This is a genomic window from Ramlibacter tataouinensis, assembly GCF_027941915.1.
Lineage (GTDB): Bacteria > Pseudomonadota > Gammaproteobacteria > Burkholderiales > Burkholderiaceae_C > Ramlibacter > Ramlibacter tataouinensis_C.
Genome location: NZ_CP116009.1, coordinates 377,061 through 398,496, shown reverse-complemented (window position 1 = coordinate 398,496; position 21,436 = coordinate 377,061). Strand labels below are relative to the sequence as shown.

Below are 21,436 nucleotides of genomic sequence, written 5' to 3'. Positions count from 1 at the left end.
TTCAAGTCCTGATGTCCAAGCCCAGCTTTATCCATTCCTTCCACCGCCCCCTGGCCGCGGCCGCCCTGCTGGTGGTCTGCATGGCGCCTGCCATGGCGCAGCTCATGCCGGTGCCGGCTCCCGCGCCGGAGAACGTGGTCCAGCTTTCCGCCTCGGCGGCGGTCGAGGTGCCGCAGGACCTGCTCAGCATGCAACTGGCCGTCACGCGCGAAGGCGCCGATCCGGCCCAGGTCCAGTCCCAGCTCAAGAGCGTGCTGGACCAGGCCCTGGCCGAGGCGCGCAAGGCCGCCCAGCCCGGCGCGCTCGACGTGCGCACCGGCACCTTCCAGGTCGGCCCGCGCTATGGCCGCGAGGGGCGCATCACGTCCTGGGTCGGCACGGCCGAGCTGCAGCTGGAAGGCACCGACTTCGCCCGCATCGGCCAGGTGGCCGGGCGCCTGCCGGGCATGAACATGACCGGCGCCTCGTTCCGGCTCAGCCGCGAGCGCCGGCTGCAGGCCGAGCGCGACGCGCAGGCGCAGGCCGTCGAGCGCTTCCGCACCAAGGCGGGCGAACTGGCGAAAGCCTTCGGCTTCGCCGGCTATGGCCTGCGCGAGGTCTCGGTCCACGCCCAGGACGAAGGATCGCCGCCGCGCCCCCGCATGATGGCGATGGAGGCCAAGTCCGCCATGGCCGATGCCCCGGTGCCGGTGGAGGCGGGCAAGTCCGCCGTGGTGGTCAACGTCTCGGGTTCCGTACAGCTGCGATAGCCGGCGTCCGACAAGGCCCCCGGGGTCGCGGCCCCTAAGCTGGGCTGCATGAGGGCCGAGTGCACCGATCCGGCGCCGGGTCCGGAAGCCGCCGGGTCGCAGCCCGAGCTGTTCATCCTGGTCAATCCCGGCTCCGGCGGCCATGGCCCCGGCGACGTGCGCGCCACGCTCGAGGCCGTGTTCGGCGCGGCGGGGCGGCGCTTCCGATTCGTCGGCCTGGCTTCACCCGCCGACCTGCCGCACGCCAGCGAGGCCGCCGCGGAGCAGGCGCGCGCGTGCGGCGGTGCGCTGGTGGCCGTCGGCGGCGACGGCACCCTGAACACCGTGGCGCAAGCGGCCTGGCGCCACGAATGCCCCCTGGGCGTGCTGCCGCAGGGCACCTTCAACCTGTTCGGTCGCGAGCACGGCATCCCGCAGGAACTGGAAGCGGCGGCGCACGCCTTGCTGCGGGCCCGAACCGAGCCGGTGCAGGTGGGCGAGGTCAATGGCCGGCTGTTCTTGGTCAATGCCAGCCTCGGGCTCTATCCGCAGCTGCTGCAGGACCGCGAGGCCTTCAAGCAGCAGTTCGGCCGCCATCGCTGGGTGGCCGTGATGGCCGGACTGAAGACCCTCTTCGAGTGGCGCCGCCAGCTCACGCTGGAGATCGAGCTCGACGGCGAGCGCACCGTGCTGCGCACGCCGACCCTGTTCGTGGGCAACAACCGGCTGCAATTGCAGCGCATCGGCATGGAGCCGGCGATCGCGGATCGCGTGGGGGAGGGACGGCTGGCGGCGCTGATCGCGCGGCCGATCGGCAGCGGGGCGATGGCCTGGCTGATGCTCAAGGGCGCTTTCGGACGCCTCGGCGACCCCGAGCAGATCGACAGCTTCGCCTTTCGCACGCTCACGGTGCGGGTGCTGGGCCGGCGGCGCGTACGGGTGGCGGCCGACGGCGAAGTGGGGGTGCTGGAGGCGCCGCTGCATTTTTCGGTGGCTGCGCGTTCGCTGCGCCTGCTGCTGCCGCGGGCCGAAGACCGGGTGCCGGTCGCATGAGCCTGCTGCTGCACATCTCGGACACGCACTTCGGCACCGAGGATCCGCCGGTGGTCGCCGCCTTGCAGCGTTTGTCGGAAGCCCTCGCGCCCGACGTGCTGGTGCTCAGCGGCGACATCACCCAGCGGGCCCGCCGGGCCCAGTTCGAGGCGGCCCGCAGCTTCTGCGATGCGCTGGGCATCGCGCGCATGCTGGCGTTGCCGGGCAACCACGACATCCCGCTGTTCAACCTGGCGGCGCGCGCGCTGGATCCGTATGGCGGCTACCGCGCCGCGTTCGGGCCGGAACTGGAGCCCGAGCTCGAAGGCGACGACCTGCTGCTGGTGGGCGTGAACACGACCCGCCCGGCGCGGCACAAGGACGGCGAAGTGTCGGCGGCGCAAATCGCCCGGGTGGTGCAGCGGCTGGAGCGCGCGCAGCGCCGTCAACTGCGGGTGGTCGTCACGCACCAGCCGGCCTGCGTGATGCGCGCGGAGGACGAGCCGGACCGGCTGCACGGCGGCCACGCCGCCCTGCGGGCCTGGTCGGCGGCGGGGGCCGACCTGGTGCTGGGCGGCCACATCCACCTGCCTTACCTGGCCGACGCCGGCGCCCTGGTGCCGGGCACGCCGCGGCCGCTGTTCTGCGTGCAGGCGGGAACGGCCGTGTCGCGCCGGGTGCGGCACGGCTCACCGAATTCGGTCAACGTGCTGCGCTGGGCCCCGCCGGCGCCCGGTGAGTCCCGGCAGTGCCGGGTGGAACGCTGGGACTACGAGTTGGCCCAGGAGCGCTTCGAGTGCTCGCACGAGCAGCTGCTGCGGCTGGCCGACTGACCGAGCCGCCCTGCGGGCTTACTGCGCCGCCCAGCCCCCGTCCATGTTCCAGGCCACGCCGCGCACGTTGTTCGCGGCGGGCGAGCAGAAGAACACGGCCAGTTCGCCCAGCTCCTCGGGCGTGGTGAACTGCAGCGAGGGCTCCTTCTCGCCCAGCAGGGCCTTGGTCGCCTGCTCGTTGCTCCAGCCGTTGGCCTGCGCCTTCGCATCGACCTGCTTTTGCACCAGCGGCGTCAGCACCCAGCCGGGGCAGATCGCATTGCAGGTGACGCCGGTGGTGGCGTTCTCGAGCGCGGTGACCTTGGTCAGGCCGACGATGCCGTGCTTGGCGGCGACGTACGCGGCCTTCTCGGCCGAGGCCACCAGGCCGTGCACCGAGGCCACGTTGATGATGCGGCCCCAGTTGGCGGCCTTCATGGCCGGCAGCGCGAGCCGCGTGGCATGGAAGGCGCTGGACAGGTTGATGGCGATGATCGCGTCCCAGCGCTCGGGCGGGAAGTCCTCGATGCGGGCCACGTGCTGGATGCCGGCGTTGTTGACCAGGATATCCACCCGGCCGAACTGCGCGGCCGCCGACTTCATCATGTCCTCGATCTCGGCCGGCTTGCTCATGTCGGCCCCGTGGTAGGCCACCTTGACGCCGAGCTGGGCCACTTCGGCCTTCGGCCCCTCGACGTCGCCGAAGCCATTCAGCACGATGTTGGCGCCCTGGCGGGCGAGGGCCTTGGCGATGCCGAGGCCGATGCCGCTGGTCGAGCCGGTCACGAGGGCTGTCTTGCCGCTGAGCATGGGGAGTCTCCGATGGGGTTGGTAGGATTCGCTGGACGCCTGCATGCGCTGCGGGGCACGCGACCGCGCGAAGTATCGGATGATTTTCTCCATGGCCTCTCCTACGCTCAACTACGTACCCTGCACCGACCCGGATGGCGGCCATCGGATGGCGTACTGGAGCTGGGGCGATGCCTCGGCTGAACGGGTCGTCGTCTGCGTGCACGGCCTGTCCCGTCAGGGCCGCGACTTCGACGTGCTGGCCCAGGCCCTGCTGGCGCGAAGTCCGGATCCGCTGCGGGTGGTCTGCCCCGACGTGGTCGGACGCGGCCGCAGCGATTGGCTGAAGAGCCCGCAGGGCTACGTGCTGCCCACCTACGCCGCCGACATGCTGGCGCTGCTCGCGCAGCTGCATGCGCAGGCGCCGGTGCGCGACCTGTCCTGGTGCGGCACCAGCATGGGCGGGCTGATCGGCATGGCCGTCGCCGGCACGCCCCGCCTGCCGCTGCCGGTGCCCGTCAAGCGCCTGCTGCTCAACGACGTTGGGCCGGTGATCCAGTGGCAGGCACTCGAGCGGATCGGAACCTACCTCGGCCAGGCCGGCCGGTTCGCCACGCTGCAGGAGGCGGCCGATGCGATGTGGCGCATCTCCGCCAGCTTCGGGCCGCACACGCCCGAGCAGTGGCTGGCGTTGTCGCGCCCGATGGTGCGTGAAGCGGCCGACGGTGGCCTGACCTTGCACTACGACCCGGCCATCGCCGTGCCGATGCGGGCCATGACGGCCCGCGACGCCGAGCAGGGCCAGGCCGCGCTGTGGGCGCTCTACGACGCCATCACTGGCCGCACGCTGCTGGTCCGTGGCGCCCAATCGGACCTGCTCACGCGCGAGACGGCCGACGAGATGACGCGGCGCGGCCCGCGCGCGCGGCTGGTCGAGTTCGAGGGCGTGGGCCATGCGCCCACCTTCGTCGCGCCGGACCAGGTCGAGGTCGCGGTGTCCTTCCTGCTGCAGCCATGAAGCGCCAGACGGCCGAACCGGCGCAGGGCGGTGTGGTTCCCGAGCTGGTGGCCGCGGCCGAGCAGGCGTTGCCCCGGCAGGCCGATGCGCTGGCGCGGGCGCGCGCCTTCGCCGAGCCGCTGATCGCCGGCGAGCTGCTGGACACCGGCGAGAACACGCTGGGCCATGCCGACGGCGTCGCCGCCATCCTCAAGTCGATGGGCGGCTCGGAGGCCATGCAGGCCGCCAGCTACCTGGTCTATGCCTGCCAGTACCTGAACCGGCCGCAGGAGGTGATCGCCAAGGCCTTCGGCGAGAGCTACGCGGCGCTGGCGGTGGAGACCACGGCGCTGGTGCGCGTGCAGCGCCAGGCCCGCTCGTCCGGCGAGGAGGCCCACAAGCCGACCGAAAGCCCGCAGGACCAGACCGAGAACGTGCGCAAGATGCTGCTGGCGTTCTCGCGCGACCTGCGTGTCGTGATGCTGCGGCTGGCTTCGCGCCTGCAGTCGCTGCGCTGGCACGCGGCGCGCAAGACGGTGCCGCCCGCGGCGGTCGCGCGCGAGGCGCTGACCGTCTTCGCGCCGCTGGCCAACCGGCTGGGCGTGTGGCAGATCAAGTGGGAAATGGAGGACCTGGCGTTCCGTTTCCTGGAGCCCGAGACCTACCACCAGGTCGCGCGGCTGCTGGACGAGAAGCGCGGCGAGCGCGAGGTCTTCGTCGAGCAGCTGCGCCAGCGGCTGGAGCGGGAACTGAAGGCCCAGGGCATCGCCGCCCAGGTGCAGGGGCGACCCAAGCACATCTACAGCATCGTCAAGAAGATGCGCGGCAAGTCGCTCGACTTCGAGGAGGTGTTCGACATCCGCGCGCTGCGGGTGATCGTGCCGGAAGTGCGCGACTGCTACGCCACGCTGTCGTGGGTGCACGAGCAGTTCGAGTCCATCTCCTCGGAGTTCGACGACTACATCGCCAAGCCCAAGCCCAACGGCTACCAGTCGCTGCACACCGTGGTGCGCGACGAGGCCAGCCGCGCGATCGAGATCCAGATCCGCACCCAGTCCATGCACGAGTACGCCGAGCATGGCGTCGCCGCCCACTGGGCTTACAAGGAGGCGGGCGCCAAGGGCTACGGCGGCGTGAGCGCCGCGGGCGAGTACGACGCCAAGCTCGCGGTGCTGCGGCAACTGCTGGCCTGGGAGCGCGACCTCGCCGGCGCCGGTCAGGGCCTGTTCGAGGACCGCATCTACGTGCTGACGCCCAACGCGCAGATCGTGGAACTGCCGCAGGGCGCGACACCGGTGGACTTCGCCTACACCGTCCACACCAGCCTGGGCCATCGCTGCCGCGGCGCGCGGGTCGATGGCGCGATGGTGACGCTGAACACGCCGCTGCAGAACGGCCAGACCGTGGAGGTCGTCGCCGCGAAGGAGGGCGGGCCGTCGCGCGACTGGCTCAACCCGGAGCTGGGCTTCCTGGCCAGCCACCGGGCCAAGTCCAAGGTGCGGGCCTGGTTCAACGAGCAGGCCCGGGCCGAGACGCTGGCGCGCGGCAAGGAAGCGGTGGAGAAGCTGCTGCAGCGCGAGGGCCGCACCTCGCTCAAGCTGGGCGACCTGGCCGGGCAACTGGGCTTCAGGAGTGCCGACGACCTGTTCGTCGCCGTCGGCAAGGAGGAGTTCTCGCTGCGCCAGGTCGAGGCGGCCTTCAAGCCCGCCGAGCCGCCGCTGCCGCAGGACGAGTACCTGCTGCTGAAGAAATCGCGGCCGACCGAGAAGTCGCCCAAGGGCGGCGTGCTGGTGGTCGGCGTCGACTCGCTCATGACCCAGCTCGCGCGTTGCTGCAAGCCGGCGCCACCCGACGACATCGCCGGCTTCGTCACGCGCGGCAAGGGCGTGAGCGTGCACCGGCGCGACTGCAGCAACTTCCGCGAGATCGCCGGGCGCGCACCGGAGCGCGTGATCGAGGTCGAATGGGGCCGGCCGAAGGCGGGCGAGGCCGCGCTGTATCCGGTCGACGTCACGGTCGAAGCGGCCGACCGGCAGGGCCTGCTGCGCGACATCTCGGAGGTGTTCGCCAAGGAGAAGATGAACGTGGTGGGCGTGCAGACGCAGACGCTCAAGGGCACGGCCTGGATGACGTTCACCGTCGAGATCGCCGATTCCGGCCGGCTGGCGCGCGTGATGAACCTGGTGCTCGATGTCGCCGGCGTGATCGCGGCGCGCCGGCGATGACGCCGTTTCCCTCTGCTATAATCACGCCTCTCGAACGAACTCAGGCGCGTAGCTCAGCTGGTTAGAGCACCACCTTGACATGGTGGGGGTCGTTGGTTCGAGTCCAATCGCGCCTACCAATTTTCCGAACCGCTTCCGGTGCACCGTAGGGTAAACCTGCGGGCCCGTGCGAAGGCGGCCTTCCTAGAATCTTTTGCACTGCGGCATGCGCGTGCACACCGGCAAAGCCGCAAAGAATCCAGGAGGAGTCCGCCTCGTGCAAAGCAAGAAAGCCGCTTCTGCCGCGCCCTCGAAGCGCGTGATCAAGAAGTACCCCAACCGGCGGCTGTACGACACCGACACCTCCACCTACATCACCCTGGCCGAGGTCAAGCGGCTGGTGATGCAGGGCGAGCCCTTCCTGGTGCGCGATGCCAGGACCAGCGAGGACCTGACGCGCAGCATCCTGCTGCAGATCATCCTGGAGGAAGAGGCGGGCGGCGCGCCCATGTTCAGCGAGGCGGCGCTGGCCAACATCATCCGCTTCTACGGGCACGCCGCGCAGGGCTTCATGGGCGCCTACCTCGAGAAGAACGTGCAGGCGTTCACCGACATCCAGGCGAAGCTGGCCGAGCAGTCCACGCAGTTCACGCCGGAGATGTGGGCCCAGTTCATGAACATGCAGAACCCGCTGATGCAGGGGCTGATGGGCAGCTACGTCGAGCAGTCGCGCACCATGTTCGAGAAGATGCAGGAGCAGATGCACAAGCAGACCGAGCAGATGCTCGGCGCCTTCATGGGCAAGCGTTGAAGCCGGTTCCCGGCCGAGCGTCGCAGCGGGCCAGCGGGCCCGCCCCCTGTGCCACAATCGCCGCTGCTCCGGGGTGCACGCGCATGGCGTGCTGAGATCCAGACCCGCGAACTTGAACCGGTTCGAACCGGCGTAAGAAGAGCACCGTTGCACGGCCTGTCCTGGGCCGCGGATGGACCTCCTTCGGAGCACCCGTGTGGCCCGCGAAGGACGTCCGATGCAAGCTCCCGTTTTCTCCGCCCGCTATCCGCGCGTGCTGTCGATCGCCGGTTCCGACTCCGGCGGCGGCGCGGGCGTGCAGGCCGACCTCAAGACCTTCGCCGCGCTGGGCTGCTTCGGCATGACGGCCATCACGGCGCTGACCGCCCAGAACACCACCGGCGTGCGCGCCATCCATGCCGTGCCGCTGGACATGCTGGCCGAGCAGATCGATGCGGTGGTCGAGGACATCGGCGTCGACGCCGTCAAGATCGGCATGCTGCATTCGCAAGCCACGGTGCAGGCGGTTGCCGCCGCGATCGACCGCCATCGGCTGCGCGCCGTCGTGCTCGACCCGGTGATGGTCGCCACCAGCGGCGCCACGCTGATCGACCCGGCGGCGGTGGCCTCGCTGGTGCGCGAGCTGTTTCCGCGCACGGGGCTGGTCACGCCCAACCTGGACGAGGCGGCGCTGCTGGTCGACAAGCCGCTGCGCTCGGAGGCCGACATGGAAGCCGCCGCGCGCGAGCTGCTCGCCCTGGGCGCGCAAGCCGTGCTGCTCAAGGGCGGCCACCTGGCCGGCGAGACGGTCAGCGACCTGTTGCTGATGCACGGTGGCGATCCGCTGTGGATGCGCGCGCCGCGCATCGCCACCGCCAACACGCATGGCACCGGCTGCACCCTCTCGAGCGCGATCGCGGCCCATCTCGCGCTCGGCGCCGGCTTGCCGCAAGCCGTGCAGCAGGCTCGCGCCTTCGTGCGGGGAGCGCTGCAGGCCGGCGCGGGCGTGCGCACCGGCGCCGGCAGCGGGCCGCTGAACCACGGGCACGAGCCGCAGGCCATGCGGCTGTTCGCGCTGCCGTAATGGGGTGGCAGCACCTGACAACTCTTGGGAGAGGGGCGACGATGCCGCTAGAGGCCAACAGCGATCCACGCCAGCCCGTCCGCGTGGTGGACCCGGCTGCGGGTGTCGAGCCGGTGGAACAAGCCGGACGCCTGCGTGCCGAGGGCGCGGCCGCCGTGCTGGTGCAGGCGGCGGCCGGGGGCTCGGATGACCCGACGCTGCATTGGCTTGACAGCAGCCATGCACGCGGCTGGGTGCGATCGGCCGCGCCCACCAACGCCGACACGCTGGAGCGTGCCTGGGAGGCGCAGCGCGGGCAGGGCCATGTCGCCGCCGATGCCCTGCTGCTCGCCTTCGGTGCGCTGCCGCTGCTGTCCTGGGGCGAAGCGCCGCCGGAGCCCTTGCGCCCGCCCACCGCGGAGGGCGCACCGCTGGGCATCTATGCCATCGTCGACAGCGCGTTGCGGGTGCGCCAGGTGCTGGAGGCGGGCGTGCGCACCGTGCAGCTGCGCCTGAAGCGGCCGGCCGATGCCGATGCGCGCTGGCAAGCGGTCCTCGCCGCGGCCGTGCGCGAGAGCGTCGCCGCGGCTCGCGACCACGGCGCCCGGCTGTTCATCAACGACCACTGGCGCCTCGCCGCCGAACTCGGCGCCACTGCCGTCCACCTGGGGCAGGAGGACCTGCTGGCCCTGGGCGAGACCGGGCGGGCCGAACTGCGCGCCTGCGGCCTGGCGCTGGGCATCAGCTCGCACGCGGTCTGGGAACTGTGCCGCGCGCGGGCGCTGGCGCCGGCCTACGTCGCCTGCGGGCCGGTCTGGCCGACCACCACCAAGGACATGCCCTGGCGTCCGCAGGGCCTGGACAACCTGGCCTGGTGGGCGCGCGTGGCCGGCACGCCGGTGGTCGCCATCGGCGGCATCCTGGACGCGGCCCAGGTGCGCGAGGCGGCGCGCGCCGGCGCCGACGGCGTCTGCGTGCTGCGCGGCCTGGGCGACGATCCGATGCGGGTCGTGCCCGCGCTGCAGAAGGCCTTCGAGCGCGGCCGCAGCGAGCGCGCCGCCGCTTCCGCGCCAGCGCTGCCGCATCCGACGCTGGAGCCGCAGCCGTGAGCGCATCGACCCTGCGCGTGGGCATCGCCGGCGCCGGCCTGCTGGGCCGCCTGCTGGCCTTGCGGCTCACGCAGGCCGGCCACGCGGTGCACGTGTTCGATCCGGCGAGCGGGCCGGACGCCCGCGGCGCCGCCGGCTGGACCGCGGCCGGCATGCTCAGCCCGCTGGCCGAACTGGAGACGGCGGACGAGCGCGTGTTCCGTTGGGGCCTGCGCTCGATCGAGCTGTGGCCCGCGATCCTGGGCGGCCTGCCGCTGCCGGTGGAATTCAGCCTGCAGGGCAGCCTGCTGGTCGCCCACCGCGAGGACGCCGGCGCGGCCCGGCGCGTGCTGGACCTGCTGGCACGCAAGGCCCCGGCCGGTTACGGCGCCGAGCCGCTCACGCCCGCCGCGCTGGCCGGCCTGGAGCCGTCCGTGCGTGCCGGCCCGCAGGCCTGGCTGCTGCCGGGCGAGGGTCGCATCCACACCGTGCAGGCCATGCAGGCGCTGGCGGCGGGCGCTCCTGGCGCGCACTGGCACTGGGGTGCCACCGTGCGGGATGCCGACGCGGGCCGCGTGCTCGTGGACGGCCGTACCGAGTCCTTCGACTGGGTGTTCGACGTGCGCGGCCTCGGGGCGCGGCCGCAACTGCCGGTGCGCGGCGTGCGCGGCGAGATCTTCTGGCTGCAAGCGCCGGGCATGGTGTTGCATCGTCCGGTGCGCCTGCTGCACGCCCGGCACCGCGTCTACCTGGTGCCGCGCGCGCCCGACACGGTGGTGGTGGGCGCCAGCGAAATCGAGAGCGAGGACCGCTCGCCGGTGTCGCTGCGAACGACCGTCGAACTGCTGGCGGCCGCGCACAGCATCGTGCCGGCGCTGGCCGAGGCGCGAATCGTCCACGCCGAAACCAACCTGCGACCGGCCCTGCCCGACAACCAACCGCTGCTGGAATGCCGCCCGGGCCTGACCCGCATCAACGGCCTGTTCCGGCACGGCTGGCTGATCGCGCCGGGCCTGGTCGAAACCGCCCTGGAGTCCTTTCCATGATCACCATCCAGCTGAACCGGGAGCGCCTGCAGTTCCCCGACGGCACCAGCCTGGCCGCCCTGGTGGCCGCCCTCGACCGGGCGCCGGCCGCCCTGGCCACCGCCGTCAACGGCGAGTTCGTGGCGCGCGAGTTGCGCGGGCAGCACCTGCTTCGCGACGGCGACGTCGTATTGACCTTCGAACCCATCACCGGAGGCTGATCCCATGGCCTTTTGCATCGGCGGCGTCGAACTCGAGAGCCGCTTCTTCCTCGGCACCGCCAGCTATCCCTCGCCCGAGGTGCTGCGCGACGCCATCGGCGCCGCCGGCACGCAGGTGGTCACGGTCGGCTTGCGGCGCCAGCTCGCGGGTGGCGGCGAAGCGAACGGGTTCTACCGCTTCATCCGCGACAGCGGGGCGCGCCTGCTGCCCAACACGGCCGGCTGCACCACCGCGCGCGAGGCGGTCACGCTGGCGCGCATGGCCCGCGAGATGTTCGACACGAACTGGATCAAGCTGGAGGTGGTGGGCGACGAGTACACGCTGCAGCCGGACCCGTGGGAGCTGGTCGAGGCCGCGCGCGAGTTGGCCCGCGACGGCTTCGAGGTGTTCCCCTACTGCACCGACGACCTGGTCACCTGCAACCGGCTGCTCGATGCCGGCTGCCGCATCCTGATGCCCTGGGGGGCGCCGATCGGCTCGGGGCAGGGGCTGCTCAACCCCAGTGCGCTGCGCACGCTGCGCGCGCGCCTGCCCGGCGTGCCCCTGGTGGTCGACGCCGGCATCGGCTCGCCGCGCGATGCGGTGCAGGCGATGGAACTGGGTTACGACGCGGTGCTGGTCAACTCGGCGGTGGCGCTGGCGCACGATCCCGTCGTGATGGCGCGGGCCTTTCGCCTGGCCATCGAAGGCGGCCGCCTGGCCTGGGAGGCCGGCATCATGGCGCGGCAGGACATGGCGGTTGCGACCACGCCGGTGACGGGCCGGCCGTTCCTGCTCTGAAGCGGGTGCCGTGCCCGGGCCGGGGCCTGCCTCTGGGACAATCGGCGGGATGAGTGATTCCCCTGTCGCCGAGGCAGCCCCGAAGGTGGGCTTCGTCAGCCTCGGCTGCCCCAAGGCCCTGACCGACTCCGAGCTGATCCTGACCCAGCTGTCGGCCGAGGGCTACCGCACCTCCAAGACCTTCGAGGGCGCCGACCTGGTCATCGTCAACACCTGCGGCTTCATCGACGACGCCGTCAAGGAAAGCCTGGACACGATCGGCGAGGCGCTGGCCGAGAACGGCAAGGTGATCGTCACCGGCTGCCTGGGGGCGCGCCCGGGCGAGGGCGGCGGCACGCTGGTGCAGCAGGTCCACCCCTCGGTGCTGGCCGTCACCGGCCCGCATGCCACCCAGGAGGTGATGGACCACGTGCACACGCACCTGCCCAAGCCGCACGATCCGTTCGTCGACCTGGTGCCGCCCGCCGGCATCAAGCTGACGCCGCGCCACTACGCCTACCTGAAGATCAGCGAGGGCTGCAACCACCGTTGCACCTTCTGCATCATCCCCTCGATGCGTGGCGACCTGGTCAGCCGCCCGGTGGGCGACGTGCTGAAGGAAGCGCGCGCGCTGTTCGAATCGGGCGTGAAGGAACTGCTGGTGGTCAGCCAGGACACCTCGGCCTATGGCGTGGACCTGAAGTACCGCACCGGCTTCTTCGACGGCCGACCGGTCAAGACCCGCATGCTGGAGCTGGTGCAGGCGCTGGGCGAACTGGCCCAGCCCCACGGCGCCTGGGTGCGGCTGCACTACGTGTATCCCTATCCCTCGGTGGACGAGGTCCTTCCGCTGATGGCCACCGGCGCCGTGCTGCCCTACCTGGACGTGCCGTTCCAGCACAGCCACCCCGACGTGCTGCGCCGGATGAAGCGGCCGGCCAGCGGCGAGCGCAACCTGGAGCGTATCCGCGCCTGGCGCGACGCCTGCCCCGAGCTGGTGATCCGCAGCACCTTCATCGCCGGCTTCCCCGGCGAGACCGAAGACGAGTTCCAGCACCTGCTGGAGTTCCTGCAGGAAGCGCAGATCGACCGCGCCGGCTGCTTCGCCTACAGCCCGGTCGAAGGCGCGGCCGCCAACGAGTTGCCCGGCATGCTGCCGGTGGAAGTTCGGGAAGAGCGGCGCGCCCGCTTCATGGCGGTGGCCGAGGAAGTCTCGGCCGCGCGCCTGCAGCGTCGCGTGGGCGCCACCATGCAGGTGCTGGTGGATGCGGCGCCGGCGCTGGGCCGCAAGGGCGGCGTCGGGCGCAGCTACGCCGATGCGCCGGAGATCGACGGCACCGTGCGGCTGCTGCCGCCGGAGAAGCTGAGCAAGCAGCTGAAGGTGGGGGAGTTCACCCGGGCGCGCATCGTCGCCACCGAGGGGCACGACCTGGTCGGGGTGCCGGTCTGACCGCCGACGATGGGGGCCGCAAGGCCCACCAACCAACCCGTGGCGCAGCGCCTTGCCGGGCGCAAACGATAAAGCCGGCACGAGGCCGGCTTTATGATTTGTTTGGTGCCCAGGAGAGGACTCGAACCTCCACGGAGTTACCCGCTAGTACCTGAAACTAGTGCGTCTACCAATTCCGCCACCTGGGCATTTCAGGAAAGAAGGGATTCTATATCAAAAACATCGGAACACAACATGCGACCGGCCTGCTCGATGAAATCGAGGGTGTCATCCAGGGCCATCGCGACGGACACGGCTTCGTCGTGCGCGACGACGGCGAGACCGACGTCTACCTGCCGCCCAACGAAATGCGCGCCGTGCTGCACAAGGACCGCGTCCGCGTGCGCATCGTGCGGCACGACCGCAAGGGCCGGCCGGAAGGCCGGGTGGTCGAGATCGTCGAGCGCCCGCCCCAGCCGATCATCGGCCGCCTGCTGCACGAGAGCGGGGTCTGGCTGGTCGCGCCGGAGGACAAGCGCTACGGCCAGGACGTCCTGATCCCCAAGGCGGCCACCGGCGCCGCCAAGCCGGGGCAGGTGGTGGTGGTCGAACTGACCGAGCCGCCCAGCCTGTACGGCCAGCCCGTCGGCCGGGTCAAGGAGGTGCTGGGCGAGATCGACGACCCCGGCATGGAGATCGAGATCGCGGTGCGCAAGTACGGCGTGCCGCACGAGTTCTCCGAGCCCTGCATCGCCCAGGCACGGTTGATCCCCGACAAGGTGCGGCCGGCCGATCGCCGGCACCGGGTGGACTTGACCGACATCCCGCTGGTCACCATCGATGGCGAGGACGCGCGCGACTTCGACGATGCCGTCTACTGCGAGCCGGCCAAGGTCGGGCGCGGCAAGGGCTGGCGGCTGCTGGTGGCGATCGCCGACGTCAGCCACTATGTGGAGACCGGAAGCGCCATCGACATCGACGCCTACGACCGCGCCACCAGCGTCTATTTCCCGCGGCGGGTGATCCCGATGCTGCCGGAGAAGCTGTCCAACGGGCTGTGCTCGCTCAACCCGGAGGTGGAGCGCCTGTGCCTGGTGGCGGACATGCTGGTCACCGCCACCGGCGAGATCCAGGGCTACCAGTTCTACCCGGCGGTGATGTGGAGCCATGCGCGCCTCACCTACACCGAAGTCGCGGCCATCCTGGCCAACACGCGCGGGCCGGAGGCGCAGCGGCACAAGGAACGGGTGGCGGACCTGATCCACCTGCACGACGCGTACCGCGCGCTGCTCAAGGCGCGCGAGATGCGCGGGGCGGTGGATTTCGAGACCACCGAGACCCAGATCGTCTGCGACGACGCCGGCCGCATCGAGAAGATCGTGCCGCGCACCCGCACCGATGCGCACCGGCTGATCGAGGAGGCCATGCTGGCCGCCAACGTCTGCGCGGCCGACTTCATCCAGGAGGGCAAGCATCCGGGCCTGTACCGCGTGCACGAGGGCCCGACGCCGGAGAAGAAGGAGATCCTGCGCAACTACCTCAAGGCGATGGGCGTGGGCATCAGCCTGTCGGACGAGCCGATGCCGGTGGAGTTCCAGCGCATCGCCGAGGCCACCAAGGACCGCCCCGACGCGCAGCAGATCCACACCCTGCTGCTGCGGTCCATGCAGCAGGCGATCTACACGCCGATCAACAGCGGCCACTTCGGGCTGGCCTACGACGCCTACACCCACTTCACCAGCCCGATCCGCCGCTACCCGGACCTGCTGGTCCACCGGGTGATCAAGGCCCTGCTTGGCAACCGGCGCTACACCCTGCCGGCCCTGCCCACGCCGGGCGAGGCGCACGAAAAGCTGGCGCGCCGGCTGGCCTCGCGCGTGGCGCCGCCCGGGCAGAAGCCGAAGAAGGCCACTCCCCCCAGCCGCGAGACCCAGGCCTGGGAGGCCGCCGGCCTGCACTGCAGCGCCAACGAGCGCCGCGCCGACGAGGCCAGCCGCGACGTCGAGGCCTGGCTCAAGTGCAAGTACATGCGCGAGCACCTGGGCGAGGAGTTCGGCGGCGTCGTCAGCGCGGCCACCACCTTCGGCATCTTCGTCACGCTGGACGCGCTGTACGTCGAAGGCCTGGTGCACATCACCGAGCTGGGCGGCGAGTACTTCAAGTTCGACGAGGCCAGGCAGGAACTGCGTGGCGAGCGCACCGGCATCCGCTATGCCATCGGCACGCGGGTGCGGGTGCAGGTCAGCCGGGTCGACCTGGACGGGCGCAAGATCGACTTCCGCCTGGTGCGCGAGGGCGAGGATCTGGAGTCGCGTGCGATGCGCGACAAGGGCGCGGGCGGTGCGGCGAGCGGCGCCACGGGCTTGCGCCGGGCCGCGAAGAAGGCAGGCAAGGCCGCACCGGTGACCAACGTGAAGGACGCCGTGAAGAAGGCGGTGGCCGCCAAGGCCAAGGGCCGCAAGGCCCGGCGCTGATCAGGGGGCGTTCGCGCGCAGCGCCAGGGCGCCGGCCGTGAGCGGCCGGTCCGCCGGCCAGCGGTCGGCGAGGCGGCCGTGGCGGTACACGGCGGCGCAGGCGGCCTCGAAGGCGTCGGTGCCGCTGGCCAGCGCAGCCGCCAGCATGCCTGCCAGCACGTCGCCGGTGCCGGCGGTGGCCAGCCGCGCGTTGCCCGTCGGGTTGATGCGTGGCAGGGCGCCGGGGGCGGCGACCACGCTGCCCGATCCCTTGAGCACCACCGTGCAGTCGAAGCGCTGCGCCAGTTCGCGGGCGCTGCGCAAACGGTCCGCCTGCACCCGGCCGGTATCGCTGCCCAGCAGCCGGGCGGCTTCGAGCGGATGCGGGCTCAGCACCGTGGCCTGACCCCGCGCGGCCCGCTCGCGCAAGGCCTGTTGCAGCGCCGGATCGGCGGCCACGGCGTTGAGTCCGTCGGCGTCCAGCACCAGCCGCTGCGAGCGGGCGAGAACGGCGGGCAAGGCGGCGCCGACGGCCTCGCCACCGCCGCAGCCGCAGGCCACGGTCACGGCTTGCAGCGGCAGGCTTTTCCAGTCGCGCAGCATCAGGTCCGGCCAGGCGGGCGCCAGCGATCCGGCGCGCTCGTCGAGCGGGCACAGGAACACGCGCCCGGCACCGGCCGTGAGCGCCGCCGCGGCGGCCAGCACCGCCGCGCCCGCCATCCCCGGCGCGCCGCCCACGATCGCCACGTCGCCGTAGCTGCCCTTGTGGCTGGCATGCAGCCGCTCGCCCAGGGCCGGCGGGCCGGACAGCTCGGCGCACGCGAGGTCCGGCGGCGCACCGGCCTGGAGGTCGTCGAACCACACCTGGCCGGCGGCATCGCGCCCCCGCGCCGTGAACAGGCCCGGCTTGAGCGTGAGCAGCGACAGCGTGTGGTGGGCGCGAACGCCGTCGCCCTGGCCGGTATCGGCCGCCAGCCCGCTGGGCACGTCGACAGCGAGCACGAGGCCGTGTCCCGCCGCAATGCATGAAGCAGCTTGCGCGATGGCGCCTTGCAGCGGCCGGGCGGCGCCGATGCCGAGCAGGGCATCGATGCACAGGTCCCAGCCGGGCGGCGGCTCGTCCAGCACCGGGACGCCGGCGGCCTGGCATCGGCGCCAGGCCTGGGCGGCGTCCGCCGGGAAGCGGGCCGGATCGCCGGCGATCGTCACGGCGACCGGCTTGCCCCATTGCCGCAGGAGGAGCGCGGCCTCGAGGCCGTCGCCGCCGTTGTTGCCGGGACCGCAGGCGATCCAGACCTGGCGGGCGTGCGGCGCCAGCGCCAGTGCGAGCCGCGCCGTCGCCAGTCCGGCACGCTGCATCAGGGTGTGCGGGGGCAGGGCGGCCGCGGCCCGCTGCTCGATGCGCCGGGTGGCGGCGACGTCGTGCAGCCGCCAGGAACGATCGGCCGTGACCTTCTGCATGGGGCCGATTGTGGGCCGCTGCCGGTCAGGCGGCCAGCCGTTCGATGCCCAGGCCTTCCAGGTCCAGCAATGGCGCGCGGCCGGCCATCAGGTCGGCGACCACGCGGGCGCTGCCGCAGGCCAGCGCCCAGCCGCTGGAGCCGTGCCCCAGGTTCAGCCAGATGCCCGGCACGCCGGAGGCGCCCAGGACCGGCGGGCCGTCCGGCAGCATCGGTCGGGCGCCTTTCCACTCCTGCACGGAGGTGGAGGCGTTGGAGAGCTGCGCCGCGCCCGGAAACCAGTCGTGCAGCACCTTGTAGAGGGTCTGCAGCGCTTCCGGCCGCTTGTGCTGCAGGCTGCCGCCGATCTCCGCGCTGCCGGCCACGCGCACGCGCTGCCCCAGGCGCGTGATCGCCACCTTGAAGCGCTCGTCCATCACCGCGCTGCGCGGCGCGTTGAGCGATTCGCGGATCGGCGCGCTGATCGAATAGCCGTACACCGGTGCCATGCGGATGCGAAAGCCCAGGGGGCGCAGCAGCGGCGCCGATTCCAGCCCGCCGCAGACCACCACCGAGTCGAAGGCTTCCGACCGGGGCGGGCCATCGGCCTGCTGCACGCGCAGCACGGCCGGCGCCGCGCGGTCCAGCGGCAGCACGCTGGTGTTGAACTCGAAACGCGCCCCGGCCGCGCGCGCGGCGTCCTTCAGCAGCAGGGCGAACTGGCGGCAGTTGCCGGCCTCGTCGTCCGGCAGGTGGATGGCGCCCAGGAAGTCGGTGTCCGGATTCAGCGCCGGCTCGATGCCGCGCGCGGCCGCGGCGTCGATCTCGCGAAAGCTCACGCCGGCCTCGCGCAGCACCTGCAGGCCGGGCTGCACCAGCCGCTGGTCCTTCTCCGAGCGCAGCAGCACCATGTAGCCCGGGCTGCGGTCGTAGTCGAGCTGGAGCGAGTCGGTCAGCCAGTGCAGGCGCTCGCGGCTGTAGAAGGCCAGCCGCTGCAGGCGGGCCCGGTTGGCCAGGTAGGTCTCCAGCCTGCAGGCGCGCCACCATTGCCACATCCAGCGCAGTTCGCCGGCCGAGACCGGCCAGGTCAGCTTGACCGGCGCGTGCCGGCTGAACAGGTAGCGCAGCACCTTGGCCGACATGCCCGGCGCCGCCCAGGGCGTGACGTAGCCGGGGGCCACGACGCCGGCGTTGGCGAAGCTGGTTTCCTCGGCGGCCGCGCCGCGGCGCTCGAAGACGGTGACCTGGTGGCCGTCGGCCGCCAGTTCGTACGCGGTGGTGACGCCGACGATGCCGGCGCCGATGACGGCGACTTTCACGGGATGGCGCGCCTTTCGCCTCAGCCCTGCCGCAGCGGGCGCAGCGCCGCTTCCACGGCCAGCCCGGCATCCAGCACGGTGTCGTCCTGCAGCGGGCCGTGCCACAGCATCAGGCCCACCGGCAGGCTGCCCGGCGCATGGCAGGGCAGCGAGAGCGCGCAGCCGTCGAGCATGTTGACCACGCTCGGGTTGCGCAGCAGCAGCGCGTTGGAGCGGAAGAAGGCGTCGTCGCGCTCGGCGCCGGGCGCCAGGTCGGCGATGGGCGGCGCCACGATGGGCACGGTGGGCGAGAGCACGGCATCGAAGCCGTGCAGCGCCGAGCGGACGCGCCCGATCCAGCCGGCGCGCTGGCGCAGCAGGTCCAGGTATTCCCAGGCCTTCACGCCGGCGCCGCGCTCGATGCGGGTGCGCACGCGCGGGTCGTAGCCATCGCCGCGCCGCTGCAGCAGTTCCCGGTGCCAGGCGTAGCTTTCGGCCGCCGCGAAGCCGCCGGTCGCCTGGATGGCGCCGAGCTCGCCGATCTCGGTGAGCGCGATCTCCTCGACCCGCGCGCCGGCGTCGCGCAGTACGCGCAGCGAGGCCTCGAACGCCCGGGCCACGGCCAGGTCCATGCCGTCGAGCATCCCGGTGCGCGCGACGGCGAAGCGGCGCTGCGCCAGCGGCTTGTGTTCCAGCGCCACGGTGCGGGCCGCCAGCACCTCGTGCGCCAGCACCGCGTCGCGCACCGAACGCGTCATGGCGCACACCGTGTCCAGCGTGGTCGACAGCGGCAGCGCGCCATCGGCGGGCACCAGCCGCGCGGTGTTCTTGAAGCCGACGATGCCGCACAGCGCGGCCGGGATGCGGATGGAGCCGCCGGTGTCCGAGCCCAGGCCGATGAAGGCGGCCCCGGTGGCCACCGACACCGCCGCGCCCGAGGACGAGCCGCCGGGGATGCGGGGCACCTCCGGATCGGCCGGGTTGGCCGGGGTGCCGTGGTGCGGATTGATGCCCACGCCCGAGAAGGCGAACTCGGTCATGTTGGTGCGCCCTACGAGGCTGGCCCCGGCCGCCCGCAGCCGCGCCACGGCCGTGCTGTCGGCGCGGGCCGGCGCCGCATCGGCCAGCACCGCCGAGCCCGCCGCCGTCACCTGGCCTTCGATGTCGAACAGGTCCTTGACCGAGACCGGCAGCCCGGCCAGCGGCAGCGACTGCACGCCCGGCCGGGACGCCGCCGCTGCCTCTTGCGGCAGGGTGCGGATGAACGCGTGGGCGCAGGCGCCCGACTGGGCCAGGGCGAGCGCCCGGGCGAAGGCTTCAGGGGCGCTGGCGCGGCCGCTGCCGAGCTGCTCTCGGGTGGCAATGAGGTCGTCCATCGGGGAAGAAAAGGCGGGCCCTGTGTTAGAATCTCGCGGTTTTGCCGGGCGGCGGCCGCATGGTGCGGTCGATCGTGGGACCGGCAGGACAGACTCGCGAATCCATCCCAACCAGGTGTCGCAACGGCTGCCAGCCCGCGCGATTGCGGGGCGGATTCTAGACCCAACCTAGGAAAACATCATGGCCCTTTCCATGCGCGAAATGCTGGAAGCCGGTGTCCACTTCGGGCACCAGACACGCTTCTGGAACCCGAAGATGGCGCCTTACATCTTCGGCTCCCGCAACAAGATCCACATCATCAACCTGGAAAAGTCGCTGCCGATGTTCCAGGACGCGGCGAAGTTCGTGAGGCAGCTCAGCGCCAACCGCGGCACCATCCTGATGGTGGGCACCAAGCGCCAGGCCCGCGAGATCGTCGCCACCGAGGCTCGCCGCGCCGGCGTGCCCTTCGTCGACCAGCGCTGGCTGGGCGGCATGCTGACCAACTTCAAGACGGTCAAGACCTCGATCAAGCGCCTCAAGGACATGAAGGCCCAGCAGGAAGCCGGCCTCGAGTCGATGAGCAAGAAGGAGCAGCTGATGTTCCAGCGCGAGATGGAAAAGCTCGAGCGCGACATCGGTGGCATCCAGGACATGAGCACCCTGCCGGACGCCATCTTCGTGATCGACGTGGGCTTCCACAAGATCGCCGTCTCCGAGGCGAAGAAGCTGGGCATCCCGCTGGTCGGCGTGGTCGATTCCAACCACTCGCCCGAGGGCATCAACTACGTCATCCCCGGCAACGACGACTCGGCCAAGGCGGTCCAGCTCTACGCCCGCGGCATCGCCGATGCGGTGCTGGAAGGCCGCGCCAACGCGGTCAATGACGTGGCCCGCGCGGTCGCCGAAGGCAGCGACGAGTTCGTCGAGGTCGAGGAAGGCGCCGGCGCCTGAGGCGCCCCACCCCCCACAGCACGGAAGGGGCCCTGGGCCCCTTTTTACCGCCCGAACACTGAAAGGATTCCAATGGCTGCAATCACCGCAAGCATGGTCGCCGAACTGCGCGCCAAGACCGACGCCCCGATGATGGAGTGCAAGAAGGCGCTCACCGAGGCCGACGGCAACATGGAAAAGGCCGAGGAGCTGCTGCGCGTCAAGCTCGGCAGCAAGGCCGGCAAGGCTGCCGCCCGCGTCACCGCCGAGGGCGTCGTCGCCGCCAGCATCGACGGCACGACCGGCGCCCTGATCGAGGTCAACTGCGAGACCGACTTCGTCACCAAGAACGACAGCTTCATCGCCCTGGCGCGCGCGGCCGCCGAACTGGTCGCCAGGAACAACCCGGCCGACGTGGCCGCGCTCGGCGCGCTGCCTTACAGCCAGGACAGCTTCGGCCCGACGCTGGAGGACGTGCGCAAGGGCCTGATCGGCAAGATCGGCGAGAACATGAGCTTCCGCCGCTTCCAGCGCTTTGCCGGCGGCAGCAAACTGGCCTCGTACCTGCACGGCACCCGCATCGGCGTGGTGGTGGAGTACGAGGGCGACGAGGTGGCCGCCAAGGACGTGGCCATGCACGTGGCCGCCATGAAGCCGGTGGCGCTGGCGTCCAGCGACGTGCCCGCCGAGCTGATCGAGAAGGAGCGCAGCGTAGCCACCGCCAAGGCCGCCGAATCGGGCAAGCCGGCCGACATCGCCGCCAAGATGATCGAAGGCTCGGTGCAGAAGTACCTCAAGGAGGTGTCCCTCTTCAACCAGCCGTTCGTCAAGAACGACAAGCAGACGGTGGAGCAGATGCTCAAGGCCGCCAACACCACCGTGAAGGGCTTCACCCTGTACGTGGTGGGCGAGGGCATCGAGAAGAAGTCCGACGACTTCGCCGCCGAAGTGGCGGCCCAGGTCGCCGCCGCCAAGGGCGCCTGACAGGCCCTTCGCCGCGCGCGGCCTGCCCGCGCGCG

At 71.6% G+C, this 21,436-nt stretch carries 19 protein-coding genes and 2 tRNA genes; 16 read left to right on the top strand and 5 right to left on the bottom strand.

All coding sequences use genetic code 11. The features are described 5' to 3' along the window. The first annotated feature begins 11 nt into the window (after positions 1 to 11). From PE066_RS01765 to PE066_RS01755, 3 genes are read left to right on the top strand one after another with little or no spacing between them, the layout of a single operon-like run. Positions 12 to 749 carry an SIMPL domain-containing protein gene (locus PE066_RS01765; RefSeq protein WP_271234846.1) on the top strand — a complete coding sequence of 246 codons (738 nt, stop codon included), beginning with the start codon at positions 12 to 14 and terminating at the stop codon, positions 747 to 749. 48 nt (positions 750 to 797) lie between these two features. After that, positions 798 to 1,781, top strand: coding sequence for a diacylglycerol/lipid kinase family protein (locus tag PE066_RS01760; protein WP_271234845.1), 984 nt, complete (start codon positions 798 to 800; stop codon positions 1,779 to 1,781). Next, positions 1,778 to 2,593: a metallophosphoesterase family protein gene (locus PE066_RS01755; RefSeq protein WP_271234844.1), complete on the top strand. Its 816-nt coding sequence runs from the start codon at positions 1,778 to 1,780 to the stop codon at positions 2,591 to 2,593. Before PE066_RS01760 ends, PE066_RS01755 begins: the two co-directional genes overlap by 4 nt. An 18-nt stretch (positions 2,594 to 2,611) precedes the next feature. On the opposite strand, the gene PE066_RS01750 is transcribed toward PE066_RS01755, so the two are convergent. After that, entirely contained in the window at positions 2,612 to 3,382 is a 771-nt protein-coding gene (locus PE066_RS01750; protein ID WP_271234843.1) for a 3-hydroxybutyrate dehydrogenase, read from the bottom strand. 91 nt (positions 3,383 to 3,473) lie between these two features. Between PE066_RS01750 and PE066_RS01745 the strand changes: the two genes are divergently transcribed. The 10 genes from PE066_RS01745 (at position 3,474) to rimO (ending at position 12,959) form a co-directional block, all read left to right on the top strand. After that, entirely contained in the window at positions 3,474 to 4,379 is a 906-nt protein-coding gene (locus PE066_RS01745) for an alpha/beta fold hydrolase (protein WP_271234842.1), read from the top strand. Beyond that, on the top strand, positions 4,376 to 6,583 hold the full coding sequence (locus PE066_RS01740; RefSeq protein ID WP_271234841.1) for a RelA/SpoT family protein: 2,208 nt from the start codon (positions 4,376 to 4,378) through the stop codon (positions 6,581 to 6,583). The genes PE066_RS01745 and PE066_RS01740 overlap by 4 nt, the downstream gene beginning before the upstream one ends. Before the next feature lie 42 nt (positions 6,584 to 6,625). Beyond that, positions 6,626 to 6,702 (top strand) — tRNA-Val (locus tag PE066_RS01735). 137 nt (positions 6,703 to 6,839) lie between these two features. Further along, positions 6,840 to 7,373, top strand: a complete 534-nt coding sequence (gene phaR / locus PE066_RS01730) for a polyhydroxyalkanoate synthesis repressor PhaR (RefSeq protein ID WP_271234840.1) — start codon at positions 6,840 to 6,842, stop codon at positions 7,371 to 7,373. A 217-nt stretch (positions 7,374 to 7,590) separates the two neighbouring features. Further along, positions 7,591 to 8,436, top strand: a complete 846-nt coding sequence (thiD, locus tag PE066_RS01725) for a bifunctional hydroxymethylpyrimidine kinase/phosphomethylpyrimidine kinase (protein ID WP_271234839.1) — start codon at positions 7,591 to 7,593, stop codon at positions 8,434 to 8,436. A gap of 41 nt (positions 8,437 to 8,477) precedes the next feature. Then, a complete protein-coding gene (locus PE066_RS01720; RefSeq protein WP_271234838.1) occupies positions 8,478 to 9,524 on the top strand; it encodes a thiamine phosphate synthase in 1,047 nt (348 codons plus the stop codon). After that, a complete protein-coding gene (locus tag PE066_RS01715; RefSeq protein WP_440480563.1) occupies positions 9,521 to 10,549 on the top strand; it encodes an FAD-dependent oxidoreductase in 1,029 nt (342 codons plus the stop codon). The genes PE066_RS01720 and PE066_RS01715 overlap by 4 nt, the downstream gene beginning before the upstream one ends. Next, entirely contained in the window at positions 10,546 to 10,749 is a 204-nt protein-coding gene (gene thiS, locus PE066_RS01710) for a sulfur carrier protein ThiS (protein ID WP_271234837.1), read from the top strand. The genes PE066_RS01715 and thiS overlap by 4 nt, the downstream gene beginning before the upstream one ends. Before the next feature lie 4 nt (positions 10,750 to 10,753). Next, the gene (locus tag PE066_RS01705) at positions 10,754 to 11,530 is read left to right on the top strand and encodes a thiazole synthase (RefSeq protein ID WP_271234836.1); all 777 of its coding nucleotides are present in this window, start codon (positions 10,754 to 10,756) and stop codon (positions 11,528 to 11,530) included. Positions 11,531 to 11,579: 49 nt separating this feature from the next. Beyond that, positions 11,580 to 12,959 (top strand): 30S ribosomal protein S12 methylthiotransferase RimO, encoded by a 1,380-nt coding sequence (rimO, locus tag PE066_RS01700; RefSeq protein WP_271234835.1) that lies wholly within the window; start codon positions 11,580 to 11,582, stop codon positions 12,957 to 12,959. A 103-nt stretch (positions 12,960 to 13,062) separates the two neighbouring features. Here the strand turns inward: rimO and PE066_RS01695 are convergent. Further along, a tRNA-Leu gene (locus tag PE066_RS01695) sits at positions 13,063 to 13,147 on the bottom strand. Positions 13,148 to 13,204: 57 nt separating this feature from the next. On the opposite strand from PE066_RS01695, the gene rnr reads away from it, so the two are divergent. Further along, positions 13,205 to 15,412, top strand: a complete 2,208-nt coding sequence (gene rnr, locus PE066_RS01690) for a ribonuclease R (RefSeq protein WP_271236484.1) — start codon at positions 13,205 to 13,207, stop codon at positions 15,410 to 15,412. Here rnr and PE066_RS01685 read toward each other — a convergent pair whose 3' ends face one another. From PE066_RS01685 to PE066_RS01675, 3 genes are read right to left on the bottom strand one after another with little or no spacing between them, the layout of a single operon-like run. Next, positions 15,413 to 16,852: an NAD(P)H-hydrate dehydratase gene (locus PE066_RS01685; RefSeq protein WP_271234834.1), complete on the bottom strand. Its 1,440-nt coding sequence runs from the start codon at positions 16,850 to 16,852 to the stop codon at positions 15,413 to 15,415. A 25-nt stretch (positions 16,853 to 16,877) separates the two neighbouring features. Beyond that, positions 16,878 to 18,149, bottom strand: a complete 1,272-nt coding sequence (locus PE066_RS01680; RefSeq protein WP_271234833.1) for a D-amino acid dehydrogenase — start codon at positions 18,147 to 18,149, stop codon at positions 16,878 to 16,880. Between the two features lie 20 nt (positions 18,150 to 18,169). Further along, entirely contained in the window at positions 18,170 to 19,504 is a 1,335-nt protein-coding gene (locus PE066_RS01675) for an amidase (RefSeq protein WP_271234832.1), read from the bottom strand. A 181-nt stretch (positions 19,505 to 19,685) separates the two neighbouring features. On the opposite strand from PE066_RS01675, the gene rpsB reads away from it, so the two are divergent. Both rpsB and tsf read left to right on the top strand, forming a co-directional pair. Beyond that, positions 19,686 to 20,438 carry a 30S ribosomal protein S2 gene (rpsB, locus tag PE066_RS01670; protein ID WP_271234831.1) on the top strand — a complete coding sequence of 251 codons (753 nt, stop codon included), beginning with the start codon at positions 19,686 to 19,688 and terminating at the stop codon, positions 20,436 to 20,438. 72 nt (positions 20,439 to 20,510) lie between these two features. Next, the gene (gene tsf / locus PE066_RS01665) at positions 20,511 to 21,401 is read left to right on the top strand and encodes a translation elongation factor Ts (protein WP_271234830.1); all 891 of its coding nucleotides are present in this window, start codon (positions 20,511 to 20,513) and stop codon (positions 21,399 to 21,401) included. The last annotated feature ends 35 nt before the right edge of the window (positions 21,402 to 21,436 follow it).